A 14,392-nucleotide genomic window follows, 5' to 3' on the forward strand; every position below is an offset into this window, starting at 1 on the left:
GGGCGTCGATGCACATCAGCTCGCCGAGCTCGATGAAGTCGGCGACCCGGCCGGCCTTCTCGAGGCTCTGGTTGAGGGTGTCGGCGGAGCCGAGGACCTTCAGGTTGCTCCAGAAGTCGGCCTTCAGCTCGCGGATGAGGTCGATCGCCTTGCGCAGGCCGTCCTCGGTCCGCTCCATGCCGCAGTACTCCCACATGATGTTGCCGAGCTCCTTGTGGTAGCTGTCGGCGCTGCGGGTGCCGTTGATCGAGAGGAACTTGGAGATCCGCTCCTGGACGTTCTGCTGGGCCTCGACGACGGCCGGGTGCGACTCGTCGACCTTCTCGAAGGGACCGTCGGCGAGGTACTCGCGGATGGTGTTCGGGAGGACGAAGTAGCCGTCGGCCAGGCCCTGCATCAGGGCCGAGGCGCCGAGCCGGTTGGCGCCGTGGTCGGAGAAGTTGGCCTCACCGGAGACGAACAGGCCCTGGATGTTGGACTGCAGGTGGTAGTCGACCCAGAGCCCGCCCATGACGTAGTGCACGGCCGGGTAGATCCGCATCGGGACCTCGTAGGGGTTCTCGCCCGTGATCCGCTCGTACATGTCGAAGAGGTTGTCGTACTTCTCGCGGACGCCGTCCTCGCCGAGCCGCTTGATGGCGTCGGTGAAGTCGAGGTAGACGCCGCGGCGGAAGTCGCCGACCATCGGGCCGACGCCGCGGCCCTCGTCGCACATGTTCTTGGCCTGGCGCGAGGCGATGTCACGGGGGACCAGGTTGCCGAAGGACGGGTAGATCCGCTCCAGGTAGTAGTCGCGGTCCTCCTCGGGGATGTCCCGCGGGTCCTTCGTGCAGTCCTCCTTCTTCTTCGGCACCCAGATCCGGCCGTCGTTGCGCAGCGACTCCGACATCAAGGTCAGCTTCGACTGGTGCTCGCCGGAGACCGGGATGCAGGTCGGGTGGATCTGCGTGTAGCAGGGGTTGGCCATGTAGGCGCCCTTGCGGTGCGCGCGCCACGCGGCGGTGACGTTGGAGCCCATCGCGTTGGTGGAGAGGAAGAAGACGTTGCCGTAGCCGCCGGTCGCGAGGACGACGACGTCGGCGAGGTGGGTCTCGATCTCACCGGTGACCATGTCGCGGGCGATGATGCCGCGGGCCTTCCCGTCGACGACGACGAGCTCGAGCATCTCGTGGCGGGTGAACTGCTCGACCGTGCCGGCGGCGACCTGGCGCTCCATGGCCTGGTAGGCGCCGATCAGCAGCTGCTGGCCCGTCTGGCCGCGGGCGTAGAAGGTGCGGGAGACCTGGACGCCACCGAACGAGCGGTTGTCGAGGAGGCCGCCGTACTCGCGGGCGAAGGGCACGCCCTGTGCGACGCACTGGTCGATGATGTTGGCCGAGACCTCGGCGAGGCGGTAGACGTTCGACTCGCGCGAGCGGTAGTCGCCGCCCTTGACGGTGTCGTAGAAGAGACGGAACGTCGAGTCGCCGTCCTCCTTGTAGTTCTTCGCCGCGTTGATGCCGCCCTGGGCGGCGATCGAGTGCGCCCGGCGGGGGGAGTCCTGGTAGCAGAACGACTTGACGTTGTAGCCGGCCTCGCCGAGGGTGGCGGCCGCGGCGCCGCCGGCCAGACCGGTGCCGACGATGATGACGTCGAGCTTGCGGCGGTTGGCCGGGTTGACCAGGCGGTTCTCGAACTTGCGGGTCGTCCAGCGCTCGGCGATCGGTCCGGTCGGGGCGACCGGGTCGACGATCTTCTCGCCGAGCGTGTAGTAGCCGTGCGCGTCGTCGGACTTCTGGACGGAGGCCTCGTTCAGCGGGGTGAGGCCGTCGTGGAGGGTGCTGCCAGCCATGTGGGGAGCTCCTTACTTCTCGATGATGCCGACGAGGACGGACAGCGGGACCAGCGAGAAGCCGCCGGCGACCACGATCGCCACGACCCAGCCGGCGGCCCGGGCGCGAGCCCGCGAGGTCGCGGAGTTCGTGAAGCCGAGCGTCTGCAGCGAGCTGAAGGTGCCGTGGTGCAGGTGGAGACCGAGGGCCACCATCGCCAGCAGGTAGATGAGCGTCATCCACCACAGGTCGAAGGTGTCGACGACCAGCGCGAACGGGTTGCTGCCGCCGGTGTCGCCGTTGCTCGGGTTGACCTTGACGATCGTGAAGTTGAGCAGGTGCCACACGATGAAGACCAGGATCGCGACCCCGCCCCAGCGCATGGTGCGCGAGGAGATCGACGAGCCGGTGTTCTTCTTGGCGACGTACTTCACCGGGCGGGCCTTGGCGGCGCGGCCGGCGAGGATCGCCGCGCACGCGATGTGGACGATGACGGCCACGATGAGGCCGAGGCGCATGATCCAGAGGAAGCCCTCGTGCGGGAGCATCGGCTCGCCGATCTCGCGCAGGTGGTGGGCGTAGTCGTTGAACGCCTCTTCTCCTGCGAAGGCCTTGAGGTTGCCGTACATGTGTCCCAGCACGAAGCCGATGAACAGCAGGCCGCTCACGGCCATGAGCAATTTCAGGGCGATGGTCGTGCGCGCTGCACGGCTGCCCTTGACCAGTTGAGGACGCGTCGTCGTTGCCACGGGGGGTCACGCTACTCCCGCTACCAGGCAGTAAGTGACGGGGACCATGTGACATTTGCACGTAAGGCGACCCTTAGTCGCCTGATGCGGACCCTCCCCGCGCCTCGTCGAGGGCCTCGGAGAGCGCGCCGAGGATCAGCCTGACCGCTGCGGGCCGGGCGTTGGGGCCCATCAGGCCGATCCGCCACACCGAGGAGGCGAACTCCCCGACGCCCGCGCCGATCTCGATGTCGTAGCGCTCCAGCAGGGTACGGCGGACCGCGGCCGAGTCGACGCCGTCGGGGACCCGCACCGTCGTCAGATCGGGGAGCCGGGACCCCTTCTCCGCGAACAGTTCGAGCCCCATCGCCTCGAGGCCGTCCTGCAGGGCGGCGCCGGCCGCGGCATGGCGGGCCCAGACGTTCTCCAGCCCCTCGTCGAGCACCCGCCCGAGGCCGGCGTGCAGGGAGCTGACCATCGCGACGGGCGCCGTGTGGTGGTAGGTGCGGCCGCCGGACCCGCCGGCCTTGGCGCCCGCCTCGCCGACGTACCCGCCGAGCAGGCCGAGGTCGAGATACCACGACTGCGGGCGCTCGACCCGGCGCGCGAAGGCGCGCTCGCCGATCGTGAACGGAGCGAGACCGGGCGCCACGCCGAGGCACTTCTGGGTGCCGGCGTAGCCGACGTCGATGCCCCACTCGTCGGCGCGCAGCTCGAGGCCGCCGATCGAGGTCACGGCGTCGACCACCAGCAGTGCGTCGGTGGCGGAGCGCACCGCCTCGCCCAGCGCGGCGATGTCGGAGCGCACGCCGGTCGAGGTCTCCGCGTGCACGGCGGCGACGATCGCCGGGGAGGGGTGGGCCGCGAGCACCCGCTCGGGGTCGACCGGGCTGCCCCACGGGTGCTCGACGGCGACCACCTCGGCGCCGCAGCGGGCGGCGACGTCGCACATGCGCTGCCCGAACAGCCCGTTGACCGCGACGACCACCACGTCGCCCGGGTGCACGGTGTTGACGAAGGCCGCCTCCATGCCCGCCGACCCGGTCGCGGAGAGCGGCAGGGTCCGCGCGTTGCTGGTGCCCCACGCCTGCCGGAGCCGGTCGCAGGTCTCGTCCATGATCTCGATGAACGCCGGGTCGAGGTGGCCGAGGAGGGGACGGGCCAGCCCCTCGGTCGCCTCGGGGTACGGGTTGGTGGGGCCGGGGCCGAACAGGTGACGGGTGACGATGCTCAACGGATCCTCCTGGGACGTACGGCGCCGCGGGGCTGAGGGACGATCACAGCACGGCGCCGGGGTTCAGGATGCCCGCCGGGTCGAGGGCGTCCTTGATACGTCGGTTCAGCGCCATCACGTCGGCGCCGAGCTGGTCGGGCAGGGCGGCCTTCTTGGCGCGTCCCACGCCGTGCTCGCCGGTGATGGTGCCGCCGAGCGCGATCGCCAGCTGCATCACGTCGTCGAAGGCGCGCCGCGCGCCCTCGACGGCGGCCGGGTCGGCGGCGTCGTACACGACGATCGGGTGGGTGTTGCCGTCCCCGGCGTGCGCGACCAGGGCGATCTCGACGCCGCACCGGCCGGCGATCCCGGCGATGCCGTCGACCAGGTCGGGCAGCAGCGGGACCGGCACGCCGACGTCCTCGAACAGGACGCTGCCGCGCTCCTCCAGGGCGAGGAAGGCGTTGCGTCGGGCGGAGACGAACAGATCCGCCTCCTCGGCGTCGGTCGTCGTGAAGACGTCGGCGGCGCCCTCGGCCGCGCAGCACGCCCGGACCAGCTCGATCTCGGCCCCGCACGACGCGCCGGTGGCGTCGGACTGGGCGATGAGCAGGGCGCCGCTCGAGCGATCCAGCCCGTGCGAGCGCCAGTCCTCGACCGCGTTGATGGTCGTGTTGTCCATGAGCTCCAGCATCGAGGGCCGCACACGGGTGCGGATCGCGACGACCGCGCGCGAGGCCGCGGTCATCGTCGGGAAGGAGGCGACCAGGGTCGCCCCGGCACGCTGCGCCGGGATCAGCCGCAGGATCGCCCGGGTGATGATCCCGAGCGTGCCCTCGCTGCCCACGAAGAGCTTGAGGAGCGAGAGCCCGGCGACGTCCTTGATCTGCTTGCCGCCGAGGCGGACCAGGGTGCCGTCGGCGAGCACGACGTCCATGCCGAGGACGTAGTCGGTGGTGACGCCGTACTTCACGCAGCACAGGCCGCCGGCGTTGGTGGCGAGGTTGCCGCCGATCGAGCAGATCTCGTACGACGACGGGTCGGGTGGGTACCACAGGCCGTGCTCCGCGGCGGCCCGCTTGACGTCCGCGTTGAGAGCCCCGGGCTCGACGACCGCGACCTGGCAGGCGGGGTCGATCTCGATCGACCGCATGCGGTCCAGCGAGATCGTGATCCCGCCGTCGACGGCCGACGAGCCGCCGGACAGCCCGGTGCCGGCGCCCCGCGGGACGACGGGCACGCCGTGGGCCGCCGCCCAGCGCACGGCCTCCTGCACCTGGCCGGCGTCCTCGGCGCGGACCACCGCGACCGGCATCCCGGCCGATCCGTCGCGGGCGAAGTCCTCGCGGTACTTCTCGATCTCGGCGGCTCCGGTCACCACGACGCCCTCGGGGAGCGTGTCGACGAGCTTGCGCACCAGGGCGGTGTCGGCCTCCATGGCCGCAGTCTGCCAGGGCGCCCCGCGTGGTGAGCATCCGTTGTCCAGGCGCCACCGGTCCTGCTCGACGGCCCTGGCCGATCGGTCTTTGACTTGGCTCGGGGCGCGGGCCACGCTGGGCGGAGACAGCCCGGCAGCGAGGAGTGGCGCAGATGCGTTCGAACGAGGACCCGCAGGACGACCTGAAGGTCACGGCGCCCAAGACCTACGCCGCGGGGGTCCCGGCCGTCGCCCACGCCATCGAGTACTCCCTCGCGCAGGCCGGCCCGCGTCGTACCGCCCTCACCCTGCTCAGCCTCAACCAGACGAAGGGCATCGACTGCCCCGGGTGCGCGTGGCCCGACCCGAAGCACCGGCACAAGAACGAGTACTGCGAGAACGGCGCCAAGCACATCGCGGACGAGGCGACCACCAGCCGGGTCACCCTTGAGTTCTTCGCCCAGCACTCCGTCGACGAGCTCGACCAGATGTCCGACATGTGGCTCAACCACCAGGGCCGGCTCACGGAGCCGATGGTGAAGCGGCCGGGCGCGACCCACTACGAGCCGATCGGCTGGGACGAGGCGTTCGGCCTGATCGCCGGCGAGCTCAACGCTCTCGACTCGCCCGACGAGGCGATGTTCTACACCTCGGGCCGCCTCAACAACGAGGCGGCGTTCCTGCTGCAGCTGTTCTCGCGCTCCTTCGGCACCAACAACCTCCCCGACTGCTCGAACATGTGCCACGAGTCGAGCGGCTCGGGGCTCGGCGAGACCCTCGGCATCGGCAAGGGCAGCGTCTCGCTCGACGACATCCACGAGTCCGACCTGGTGTTCGTCGTCGGGCAGAACCCCGGCACCAACCACCCCCGGATGCTCTCGGCGCTCGAGGAGACCAAGCGCAACGGCGGCAAGGTCGTGGCGATCAACCCGTTGCCCGAGGCCGGCCTGCTCCGGTTCAAGAACCCGCAGTCGCCGCGCGGCGTCATCGGCAAGGGCACCGCGATCGCCGACCAGTTCCTCAAGATCCGCCCCGGCGGCGACCTGGCCCTGTTCCAGATGCTCAACAGGCTCCTGCTGGAGGCCGAGGACGCCGCGCCCGGAACGGTGCTCGACCACGACTTCATCGCGGCCGCCTGCACCGGGTACGACGAGTTCGCGGCCCACGTCCGCCAGGTCACCTGGGAGCACGTGCTCGAGGCCACCGGACTGACGCGTGCGGAGATCGAGGAGCTGCGCGACCGCGTGCTCGCGGCGAGGAGCGTCATCGTCTGCTGGGCGATGGGGCTCACCCAGCATCGCCACGGCGTGCCGACGATCCGCGAGATCGTGAACTTCCTGCTCCTGCGCGGCAACCTCGGCCGGCCCGGCGCAGGTGTCTGCCCGGTCCGCGGCCACAGCAACGTCCAGGGCGACCGGACGATGGGCATCTGGGAGCGCGTTCCCGACGCCTTCCTCGACCGGCTGGCGGACGAGTTCGGCTTCGACCCGCCGCGCCGCCACGGCTACGACTCCGTCGCCGGCGTTCGCGCGATGCGCGACCGGAAGGCGTCGGTGTTCATCGCGGCGGCGGGCAACTTCGTGCGCGCGATGTCCGACAGCGACGTCACCGAGCAGGCGCTGCGCAGCTGCCGGCTCACCGTGCAGATCTCGACCAAGCTCAACCGCTCGCACACCGTGTGCGGCGACACCGCGCTCATCCTGCCGACGCTGGGACGCAGCGACCGCGACGTCCAGGCGACGGGGGAGCAGTTCGTGACGGTCGAGGACTCGATGAGCGAGGTCCACCAGTCCCGCGGTCGCCTCGCCCCCGCCTCGCCGCACCTGCTCAGCGAGGTCGCGATCATCGGCCGGATGGCGCGTGCGACGCTCGGCGCCGACAACCCGATCCCGTGGGAGGACTTCGAGGCGGACTACGCGCTGATCCGCGACCGGATCGCCCGCGTCATCCCCGGCTTCGAGGACTTCAACGAGCGGGTCGCGCGGCCGGGCGGCTTCCGGCTGCCCAACCCGGTCAACTCCGGCGTCTACCCGACGCCGAGCGGCAAGGCGGTCTTCACCGCCAACGCGTTCGCCCGGATCGACGTGCCGCCGGGCCACCTGGTGCTGCAGAGCCTGCGCTCGCACGACCAGTGGAACACCATCCCCTACGCCATGAACGACCGCTACCGGGGCATCCACGACGCCCGCCGGATCGTCATGGTCAACCCCGACGATCTCGCCGAGCTGGGCATCGCCGACCGGGCCGAGGTCGACCTGGTCAGCGTCTGGGACGACGGCATCGAGCGGCGGGCGAAGGGCTTCACCGCGGTCGCCTACCCGGCGGCCCGGGGCTCGGCGGCGTCGTACTACCCGGAGACCAACGTGCTGGTGCCGCTGGACAGTGTGGCCGAGATCAGCAACACCCCCACCTCGAAGGGCGTCGTCGTGCGGCTGGAGCCCGTCGCCGCTCCGTGATCGGCCGGTGAGGTGCTGCCCGCGATGGTCAGACCATCGCCGTCGCCGGGACGTGCTGGCTGACCAGCTCGTCGACCGCGTCGGCCCAGGTGCGGCGCAGTGCCCGCTCCCGGCCGGCCGCGCCGAGCAACTGTCGGCGCGGGTCGGCGGCCACCGCGGTGACGGCGCGGACGAGGTCGCGGGGGTCGGCGGCGTCGTAGAGCACGCCGGTCTCGAGGTGGTCGACCACGCCCGGCGCACCGCCCGCGCGCGGGGCGACGACCGGCACCCCGGACGCGCCCGCCTCGCGCAGCGTGTGGCAGTCGGTCTCGTGCTCACCGGGGTGGACGAGGAGGTCGAGGGTCGGTAGCGCGACCGTCAGGTCGCCGACCGCGAGCGGGCCGGTGAACCGGGCGCCGGGGAGCCTGCGGGCCAGCCAGTCGCGGTCGGGGCCGCCGCCGATGACGACGAGCCGGATGCCGGGGACGTCGGCCAGCGCCGCGAGGCGTCGTACGCCGGCCGCCTTGTGGAGCCCTCCGACGTACCCCACCACCACCTGGTCGGCGCCGGAGCGTGTGCGCGACCACGAGCGGTGCAGCCACGGATCGCGCAGCGTGGGCGTGAACGCGAGCGGATCGACGCCGGGCTCCCACAAGGTGGCCTCGACGCCGAGCTCCGCGGCCCGGCCGACCATCCACGACGACGTGACCAGGACCCGGTCGGCGCGCTCGGCGACCTTGGCCCGCCAGTAGTCGGCGGCGAGGTCGAGGACCGGGGACTGCTCGACCGCCAGGGTCGGCACGCCGGACCGCGCGGCGTGCTTGAGCGCCTTGCGGCCCACGGCCCGCGGGGAGTGGGCCTGGACCAGGTCCGGTGCGAACCGCTCGATCGCGTCGCGCACCTGCGCGCCGGTCGGCTCGAGCGGCCGCACCCGGGCGACGTCACAGCCGCGGTAGCTCGCCAGGCCGGGGCCGGGCGCGATGATCCGCACGGCGTGGCCGCGGTCGATCAACCGGTCGGCCGTGGCCTTCAGGGTCGTGGTGGTGCCGTCGAGTGCCGGGTAGAACGCCTCGGTGGTCAGGACGATCCTCATGCCTCCACGGTGCGCGCCTCGCGTGGCTGGACGTCCATCCCCGGGTGGACACCCGGTGAACGCTTCGGTCAGACGACGTCCTTCTCGGCCTGCCGCACGACGTCCTCGGCTGCCCGGTCCAGCTCGTTGTCGATCCGCTTCATGTCGCTCTTGCTCGCTGCGTCCGTGGTGATGAAGTCGTGGAGGACGAGCAGACACTTCTCGCCGACGCTGTGCATCTCGTCGGCGTTGCCCCTGAGCAGTTCGGCGAGACCTTCGACCAGGCCCTCGAAGGAGGGGAAGTGCCCGTGCGTCAGGCCGCTTCCACCGACGAAGTCCCTCGACCACTGGCCCTTGTCGGGTGCAGCGAGGAGCTTGTTCGATACGGCCCGGCAGTGGTCGCCGAGCGCCTCGTACCGGCCGGCGATGCGGCGCAGGGCGCCGTCGATCACGATCTCGTCGCCCTTGGCGCCGTTCTCGTCGTAGTAGATGCCGTGCTCGCCGGAGTTGAGGAACTCAGAGGGGTTCTTCAGGTCGAAGGAGGTCCTGACGACGCCGTTCGGCGTGGTGGCCTCCTGCACGGCCTTGACGGCGCAGTCGTTGAACGTCAGCTCGGTGTTCTCGACATCGGTGGCCAGGTCGACCACGGCGGTCCAGAACGAGGAGCTGAGTGCGTCGTACGACGAGCCGTCGAGTGTGTAGTCGTGGGGCTCGGGGGGCGGCGGGAGCCACCCCTCGATGATGCCGCCGATCGTGGTGGCCTTGCCGATCGCGCTGGCCACCTTGGTCGGCAACGACAGCAGCCCGCTCGCGTCGGCGACGGACATCACGATGTCGAAGACCTCGCCAGCACTCACGCCGTCGCCCTTGGAGAAGGCGTGGAAGTCGGACGCTGCTCCGTCGATCAGCTTGTGGAAGTCCCGGTGGAAGCGGGCCCAGGTCTGCTTCTCGCCGGCGACGAGCACGCCGGCGACGACGGAGAGGGCGTTGAGCCCGGTCATCACGTCCTCGATCCGGTCGGCGCCGTAGACCTCCCGGAGCCGGATCATCGCGACCCCGTTGAGGTCGGAGAGCTCGTTGCGGATCTCCGAGACGTAGAGCGGGACCAGTTGGTTCCCGACCTCGACGGTCGTGGCTGAGCCGGTCCCCTTCGTGCGGACCTCGCCGGAGATGGACAGTTCCTGGATGACGCTCTGGATGGCGGCGATCTGGCTGTCGAAGTCGTCGGGGCGGGGCGCGTTCATCATCGGCGTCAGGGCCTGGTCGACCGCGCTGCGGATCGGCTCGTAGACCTGCGACTTCGCATCGAACGGCGTCGCATCGGCCGCTTCGTCGTCGTCGTGCCAGTAGCCGCCGTCCTTGGTCCAGTTGCCGTCGGGATAGCTGACGTAGTACCGGGCGACGGGCCCGCCGGCGTAGTAGGGCCCGTCGCTGTAGTGGAACCGGCCCTCGTCGCAGGAGCCCTCGTAGATGGGGCCGACCTCGCGCAGCATGTAGGCGTCGATCATCGCCTCGACGAGCTTCGTCTTGAGCCCTTCGTCGACGTACTCGACGTCGGACTCGAAGTTGGAGTAGTCAGTGTCTTCCTCGGCCATGGTCTCGCCTCGTCGGTGGTGGTGATTGGACAGTGCTGGTGCTTGCTACTGCTTGAGCTCGAAGGTCTGGTCGACGCCCAGGTCGACGGACGCGGGCCCGTCCGCGGTCGTGGAGGGTCGCACGGCTCTCATGGGCGCGGAGAGGTGGAGGGTGGACACGGCAGGGTCGATCGGGGAGTCGAAGATCCAGGTCCCCTTCCGGGTCTCCCGGTCGTCGTTCGACCGGGGTCCACGGACCGGCTCGCTGCCCGCGAGCGAGACGGTGACGGGGTCGCGCTCGACGCGGTAGCGGGCCCCGGTCGGGAGCCACGTGACCTTGCGCGGGGCGGTGACGGTCACCTCGACGACGTGCCACACGTGTCCGTCGCTCGCCCAGCCCAGGTCAGGGAGGTACGGCGTGCGCATGATCGGGTCGACCCGGCAGTACAGGGCGCCGGCATCGGGACTGACGTACCGGATCTCGTCAGGGCTGGTGGCGGCGCTGCGCGCGTCACAGTCCCCGTCGGTCCCGTAGGTCTGCGGCCCGTCGGGGTACAGCGCCGCGGCGCGGCCGGCCTCGACCTTCCCGGTCGCCATGGCGACGCTCTGCGCCTCGCCCTCGTAGGTCACCTCGAACCCGAGGTCGTCACCGTCTCCCGCCACGACGGCGATCAGCGAGGCCTCGGGGAACAGACCGGAGTCCGTGGCCTCGTGCAGGTCGACGTCCGGCTCGCCGAGGTCGGTGCGCTCGCCGCCGGCTGTCACGGCGAGGGAGAAGGTCGTGGGATACCCGAGGACATCGTTGTAGGACAGTGTGGGGCGGAAACTCCACGCGACCGGGACGATGGTCGCGCCGCCGGCCGCGCGCACGGTCCCGTCGCCGTGCCTGCCGACTCGCCGGTCCGCGATCTCCTCGAGTGGTTCACCCGAGGCGAGGCGCACCGTGCCGATGGGCAGTTGGACCTCGACCTCGTGGGTCATCGTCTTGCCGGAGGTCCCCTCGGCGACGAAGCCGGCCTCGAGCTCGCCACCGTCTCGGAGCGCGACGAGGGCGACGCCGGCCGCGACGAACACCAGCGCGGCGACGACGGCCGTCCAGGCGATCGTCCTGCTCCCGAGCATCTCGACCTCACGTCTCCAGCCCCCCAGCGGGACTGTCTCGTTTGTTGCCTGCCGGCAGGTCGGTCAAACCTGTTGCCGAGGAACGGTCAGTCCTCGACCGTCCGCGGCGGCGGCTGGCCCTCGTGGATGGCGCGGGCGACGGCGCGGATCTGCTCGCCGCTCTCGCGCCAGCCGCCCGAGGGCGCGTCCCACCAGATGGTGAAGCCGCGCCGGGCCTCGATCGTCCAGTGCGCGCCGAACGCGACCCGAGCCAGCGCCGCGAACGGGATCAGCAGCAGGAGCAGGAGGAGCTCGAGCGCCACGAACAGCGCCAGGATGACGAGCGGCAGGGCGAGGACCAGCAGGACGATCGCGATGATCGCGCTGACCGGGTCGTCGCCCAGGCCGTTGAGCCCGTCGAGCGGACCGGCGTCGGGCAGCTCGCGCAGCCGCCGTCGCCAGGGCACCCAGCGTCGGGTCACTCGCCAGGTCCGGCCGTCGGGGTCGCGCACCTTCACGCGCTGGATCGTAGGGCTTCCCGGTCGACGCAATTGATGTTAGCGTCATTGACATGAAATCCGACGAGGTGCGCCGCTACGACATGACGTCGCGCGCCGCGGCCGCCGCTGCGACCGGTGAGCGGATCCTCGACGCCGCCATCGACCTGTTCTGGGAGCGTCCGACGGACCAGATCGTCCTGGCGGACGTGGCCGAGCGAGCCGGAGTCACGGTGCAGACCGTGCTGCGCCGCTTCGGCAACAAGGACCAGCTGCTCGCGGCGGCGGGCGAGCGCCAGTTCGCCCGCACGGCGAGCGAGCGCGAGGTGCCGGCCGACGACCCCGAGCGCGCGGTCGACGTCCTCCTCGAGCACTACGAGACACACGGAGCGGGTGTGCTCCGGCTGCTGGCGGCGGAGTCCTCGGCGCCCCTCCTGTCCGAGCTCGCCGACCGCGGGCGCGCACTCCACCGCCAGTGGTGCGTCGCCGCCTTCCCCGCCGCGCTGCGCGGGCTGCGTGGCGCCGCCCGCTCCCGTCGTACCGCTCAGCTCGTGGCGGTCTGCGACATCCACACCTGGAAGCTGCTCCGCCTCGACTCCGGACTGAGCCGCGTCCAGACCCGCCTCGCCCTCCTCGAGCTGCTCGGGCCGCTCCTCCACCCGATCGGAGAACCCGCATGAGCACGGTCCTCGCCTACACCTCGCCCGCCCTCGGGCACCTCTTCCCGATGACCCCGCTGCTCGTCGAGCTGGCCGCGCGCGGCCACGACGTGCACGTCCGCACCCTCGAGAGCCAGGTCGAGCGGTTGCGCGCGCTCGGGCTCCACGCGGACGCGGTCGACCCGGCCGTCGCCGCCGTCGTCCACGACGACTGGGAGGTCGTCAGCCCGAAGGACGCGCTGGTCCACGCCGTCGGCGTCTTCACCGAGCGTGCGCGGATCGACGGCCCCGACTTCGCGGCGGCGCTCGCCCAAGTCGGTCCCGAGCTGGTGATCACCGACATCAACAGCTGGGGCGCGCTGACCGTCGCGGAGGCGTCGGGCCTGCCCTGGGTCACCTTCAGCCCCTACACGCCGCCGCTGCGCGCGCAGGGGGTGCCGCCCTTCGGGCCGGGCCTGCTGCCGGCGAAGGGGCCGCTCGGCAGGGCGCGGGACGCGATCGTGCGCCCGCTCGTCCTCGGTGTCGCCGAGAGGGCGATGCGCCCCGGAATCAACGCCCTGCGGGCGGAGCACGGACTCGGCGAGGTGCGAGACGCCGACGACTTCTTCCGTCGCTGCGACCTGATGCTCGTCACGACCGCCGAGCCGTTCGAGTATCCCCACCCCGACTGGCGCGACGACGTGCTCATGGTCGGGGCCTGCGCGTGGGAGCCGCCGGCGGCGACTCCGGCATGGCTCGAGGAGATCGACCGGCCGATCGTGCTCGTGACCACGTCGTCGGAGTTCCAGGACGACGCCGTCCTCGTCCGGACCGCCTTCGAGGCGCTCGCCGGTGAGGACGTGGTGGTCGTGGCGACCATGCCGGCCGGCGTCGCGGCCGACATCGAGGTGCCGGCCAACGGCCGCCTCGAGGAGTTCGTCCCCCACGGGTCCGTGCTCGACCGGGCCTCGCTCGCCATCACCCACGGCGGCATGGGGGCGACCCAGAAGGCCCTCTCGCGTGGCGTGCCCGTCGTCGTGGTGCCGTTCGGCCGCGACCAGCTGGAGGTCGCGGCCCGGGTCGCGACCTGTGGTGCCGGCGTCCGCCTGCCGGCGAAGCGGCTGACGCCCGAGCGGCTGCGTGACGCCGCCCGCGACGCGATGGCGCGGACCGCACAGGCGCGGGAGGTGGCGCGGGGGTACGACGCGGCGGGCGGCCCGTCCGCAGCGGCCGACGCCGTCGAGGCGCGCCTGGTCGCCGCCGAGCGTTGAATGTCGGTGCTCGGGCCTAGATTCGGTGTCATGGACATGAGACTCGAGCTGGTGACAGTGCCCGTGACCGACATCGACCGCGCCAAGGAGTTCTACGTCCGCGCCGGCTTCAACGCCGACCACGACCAGACGGTCAGCGACGACCTGCGGTTCGTCCAGCTGACCCCGCCGGGATCGGGCTGCTCGATCGCGATCGGGAAGGGCCTGACCGGCATGGAGCCGGGCTCGCTCGACAACCTGCAGATGGTCGTACGGGACGCGGACGAGATCCACGCCGACCTCACCGGCCGAGGCATCGAGGTCTCGCCGGTCGAGGACCTCCCCTGGGGCCGGTTCGTGCGCTTCGCCGACCCCGATGGCAACCGCTGGGCCCTCCAGCAGCTGCCCGCCTGGGCGGAGCACGCCGCCGACCACTGATCCGACCACTGACCGGACAGCCGGCCGGACCGGTCGACGGCCTCGGGATACCGCCCGGTAGCCGGACATATCTCACACCCCGGTGACACCGGCGCCGTCGCGGATAGTCTTGCCGCTTGTGACTGACTCGCCTCTGACGCTGGCGCAGCCCGAGGACGCGCACACGCGCGCCGAGTGGGAGGCCGCCACCGCCGCCGTGCTCCGCAAGACACGCAGGC

General features: G+C 71.4%; 12 protein-coding genes. 4 read left to right on the forward strand and 8 right to left on the reverse strand.

Going from position 1 to position 14,392, the window contains the following annotated elements; translation table 11 throughout:
* The 4 genes from FHP29_RS10055 to FHP29_RS10070 form a co-directional block, all read right to left on the reverse strand.
* Positions 1–1,831: fumarate reductase/succinate dehydrogenase flavoprotein subunit (locus FHP29_RS10055; RefSeq protein WP_139622892.1), on the reverse strand; the 1,831-nt coding region annotated here is incomplete at its 3' end.
* A 12-nt stretch (positions 1,832–1,843) separates the two neighbouring features.
* A complete protein-coding gene (locus FHP29_RS10060; protein ID WP_139622739.1) occupies positions 1,844–2,560 on the reverse strand; it encodes a succinate dehydrogenase cytochrome b subunit in 717 nt (238 codons plus the stop codon).
* 73 nt (positions 2,561–2,633) lie between these two features.
* Entirely contained in the window at positions 2,634–3,773 is a 1,140-nt protein-coding gene (locus FHP29_RS10065; RefSeq protein ID WP_139622740.1) for a pyridoxal-phosphate-dependent aminotransferase family protein, read from the reverse strand.
* Between the two features lie 43 nt (positions 3,774–3,816).
* Positions 3,817–5,190, reverse strand: a complete 1,374-nt coding sequence (locus FHP29_RS10070; protein ID WP_139622741.1) for an FAD-binding oxidoreductase — start codon at positions 5,188–5,190, stop codon at positions 3,817–3,819.
* A gap of 152 nt (positions 5,191–5,342) precedes the next feature.
* Between FHP29_RS10070 and FHP29_RS10075 the strand changes: the two genes are divergently transcribed.
* Complete coding sequence (locus FHP29_RS10075; protein WP_139622742.1) at positions 5,343–7,625, forward strand: FdhF/YdeP family oxidoreductase; 2,283 nt, start codon at positions 5,343–5,345, stop codon at positions 7,623–7,625.
* 28 nt (positions 7,626–7,653) lie between these two features.
* On the opposite strand, the gene FHP29_RS10080 is transcribed toward FHP29_RS10075, so the two are convergent.
* The 4 genes from FHP29_RS10080 to FHP29_RS10095 all read right to left on the reverse strand — a co-directional run bounded on the left by FHP29_RS10080 (position 7,654) and on the right by FHP29_RS10095 (position 11,869).
* Positions 7,654–8,697, reverse strand: coding sequence for a glycosyltransferase (locus FHP29_RS10080; RefSeq protein ID WP_139622743.1), 1,044 nt, complete (start codon positions 8,695–8,697; stop codon positions 7,654–7,656).
* 68 nt (positions 8,698–8,765) lie between these two features.
* Positions 8,766–10,271, reverse strand: a complete 1,506-nt coding sequence (locus FHP29_RS10085; protein WP_139622744.1) for a hypothetical protein — start codon at positions 10,269–10,271, stop codon at positions 8,766–8,768.
* Between the two features lie 45 nt (positions 10,272–10,316).
* Positions 10,317–11,372, reverse strand: coding sequence for a hypothetical protein (locus FHP29_RS10090; RefSeq protein WP_139622745.1), 1,056 nt, complete (start codon positions 11,370–11,372; stop codon positions 10,317–10,319).
* Between the two features lie 86 nt (positions 11,373–11,458).
* Entirely contained in the window at positions 11,459–11,869 is a 411-nt protein-coding gene (locus FHP29_RS10095) for a hypothetical protein (protein WP_139622746.1), read from the reverse strand.
* A 53-nt stretch (positions 11,870–11,922) separates the two neighbouring features.
* Here FHP29_RS10095 and FHP29_RS10100 point away from each other — a divergent pair, with 53 nt between their 5' ends.
* The 3 genes from FHP29_RS10100 to FHP29_RS10110 are packed head-to-tail and all read left to right on the forward strand — an operon-like array spanning position 11,923 to position 14,174.
* Positions 11,923–12,528, forward strand: a complete 606-nt coding sequence (locus FHP29_RS10100; protein WP_139622747.1) for a TetR/AcrR family transcriptional regulator — start codon at positions 11,923–11,925, stop codon at positions 12,526–12,528.
* Positions 12,525–13,757 (forward strand): nucleotide disphospho-sugar-binding domain-containing protein, encoded by a 1,233-nt coding sequence (locus FHP29_RS10105; protein ID WP_139622748.1) that lies wholly within the window; start codon positions 12,525–12,527, stop codon positions 13,755–13,757. The genes FHP29_RS10100 and FHP29_RS10105 overlap by 4 nt, the downstream gene beginning before the upstream one ends.
* A gap of 30 nt (positions 13,758–13,787) precedes the next feature.
* A complete protein-coding gene (locus FHP29_RS10110; protein ID WP_139622749.1) occupies positions 13,788–14,174 on the forward strand; it encodes a glyoxalase superfamily protein in 387 nt (128 codons plus the stop codon).
* The last annotated feature ends 218 nt before the right edge of the window (positions 14,175–14,392 follow it).

It is taken from the genome of Nocardioides albidus (assembly GCF_006335005.1).
In the GTDB taxonomy this organism is placed as follows: Bacteria; Actinomycetota; Actinomycetes; order Propionibacteriales; family Nocardioidaceae; genus Nocardioides; species Nocardioides albidus.

Excerpts from the sequence above, each read along its gene's own strand:
- FHP29_RS10070 (WP_139622741.1), bottom strand. The coding sequence starts at position 5,190 with ATGGAGGCCGACACCGCCCTGGTGCGCAAGCTCGTCGACACGCTCCCC.
- FHP29_RS10075 (WP_139622742.1), top strand. The coding sequence starts at position 5,343 with ATGCGTTCGAACGAGGACCCGCAGGACGACCTGAAGGTCACGGCGCCC.
- FHP29_RS10080 (WP_139622743.1), bottom strand. The coding sequence starts at position 8,697 with ATGAGGATCGTCCTGACCACCGAGGCGTTCTACCCGGCACTCGACGGC.
- FHP29_RS10085 (WP_139622744.1), bottom strand. The coding sequence starts at position 10,271 with ATGGCCGAGGAAGACACTGACTACTCCAACTTCGAGTCCGACGTCGAG.
- FHP29_RS10090 (WP_139622745.1), bottom strand. The coding sequence starts at position 11,372 with ATGCTCGGGAGCAGGACGATCGCCTGGACGGCCGTCGTCGCCGCGCTG.
- FHP29_RS10100 (WP_139622747.1), top strand. The coding sequence starts at position 11,923 with ATGAAATCCGACGAGGTGCGCCGCTACGACATGACGTCGCGCGCCGCG.
- FHP29_RS10105 (WP_139622748.1), top strand. The coding sequence starts at position 12,525 with ATGAGCACGGTCCTCGCCTACACCTCGCCCGCCCTCGGGCACCTCTTC.
- FHP29_RS10110 (WP_139622749.1), top strand. The coding sequence starts at position 13,788 with ATGGACATGAGACTCGAGCTGGTGACAGTGCCCGTGACCGACATCGAC.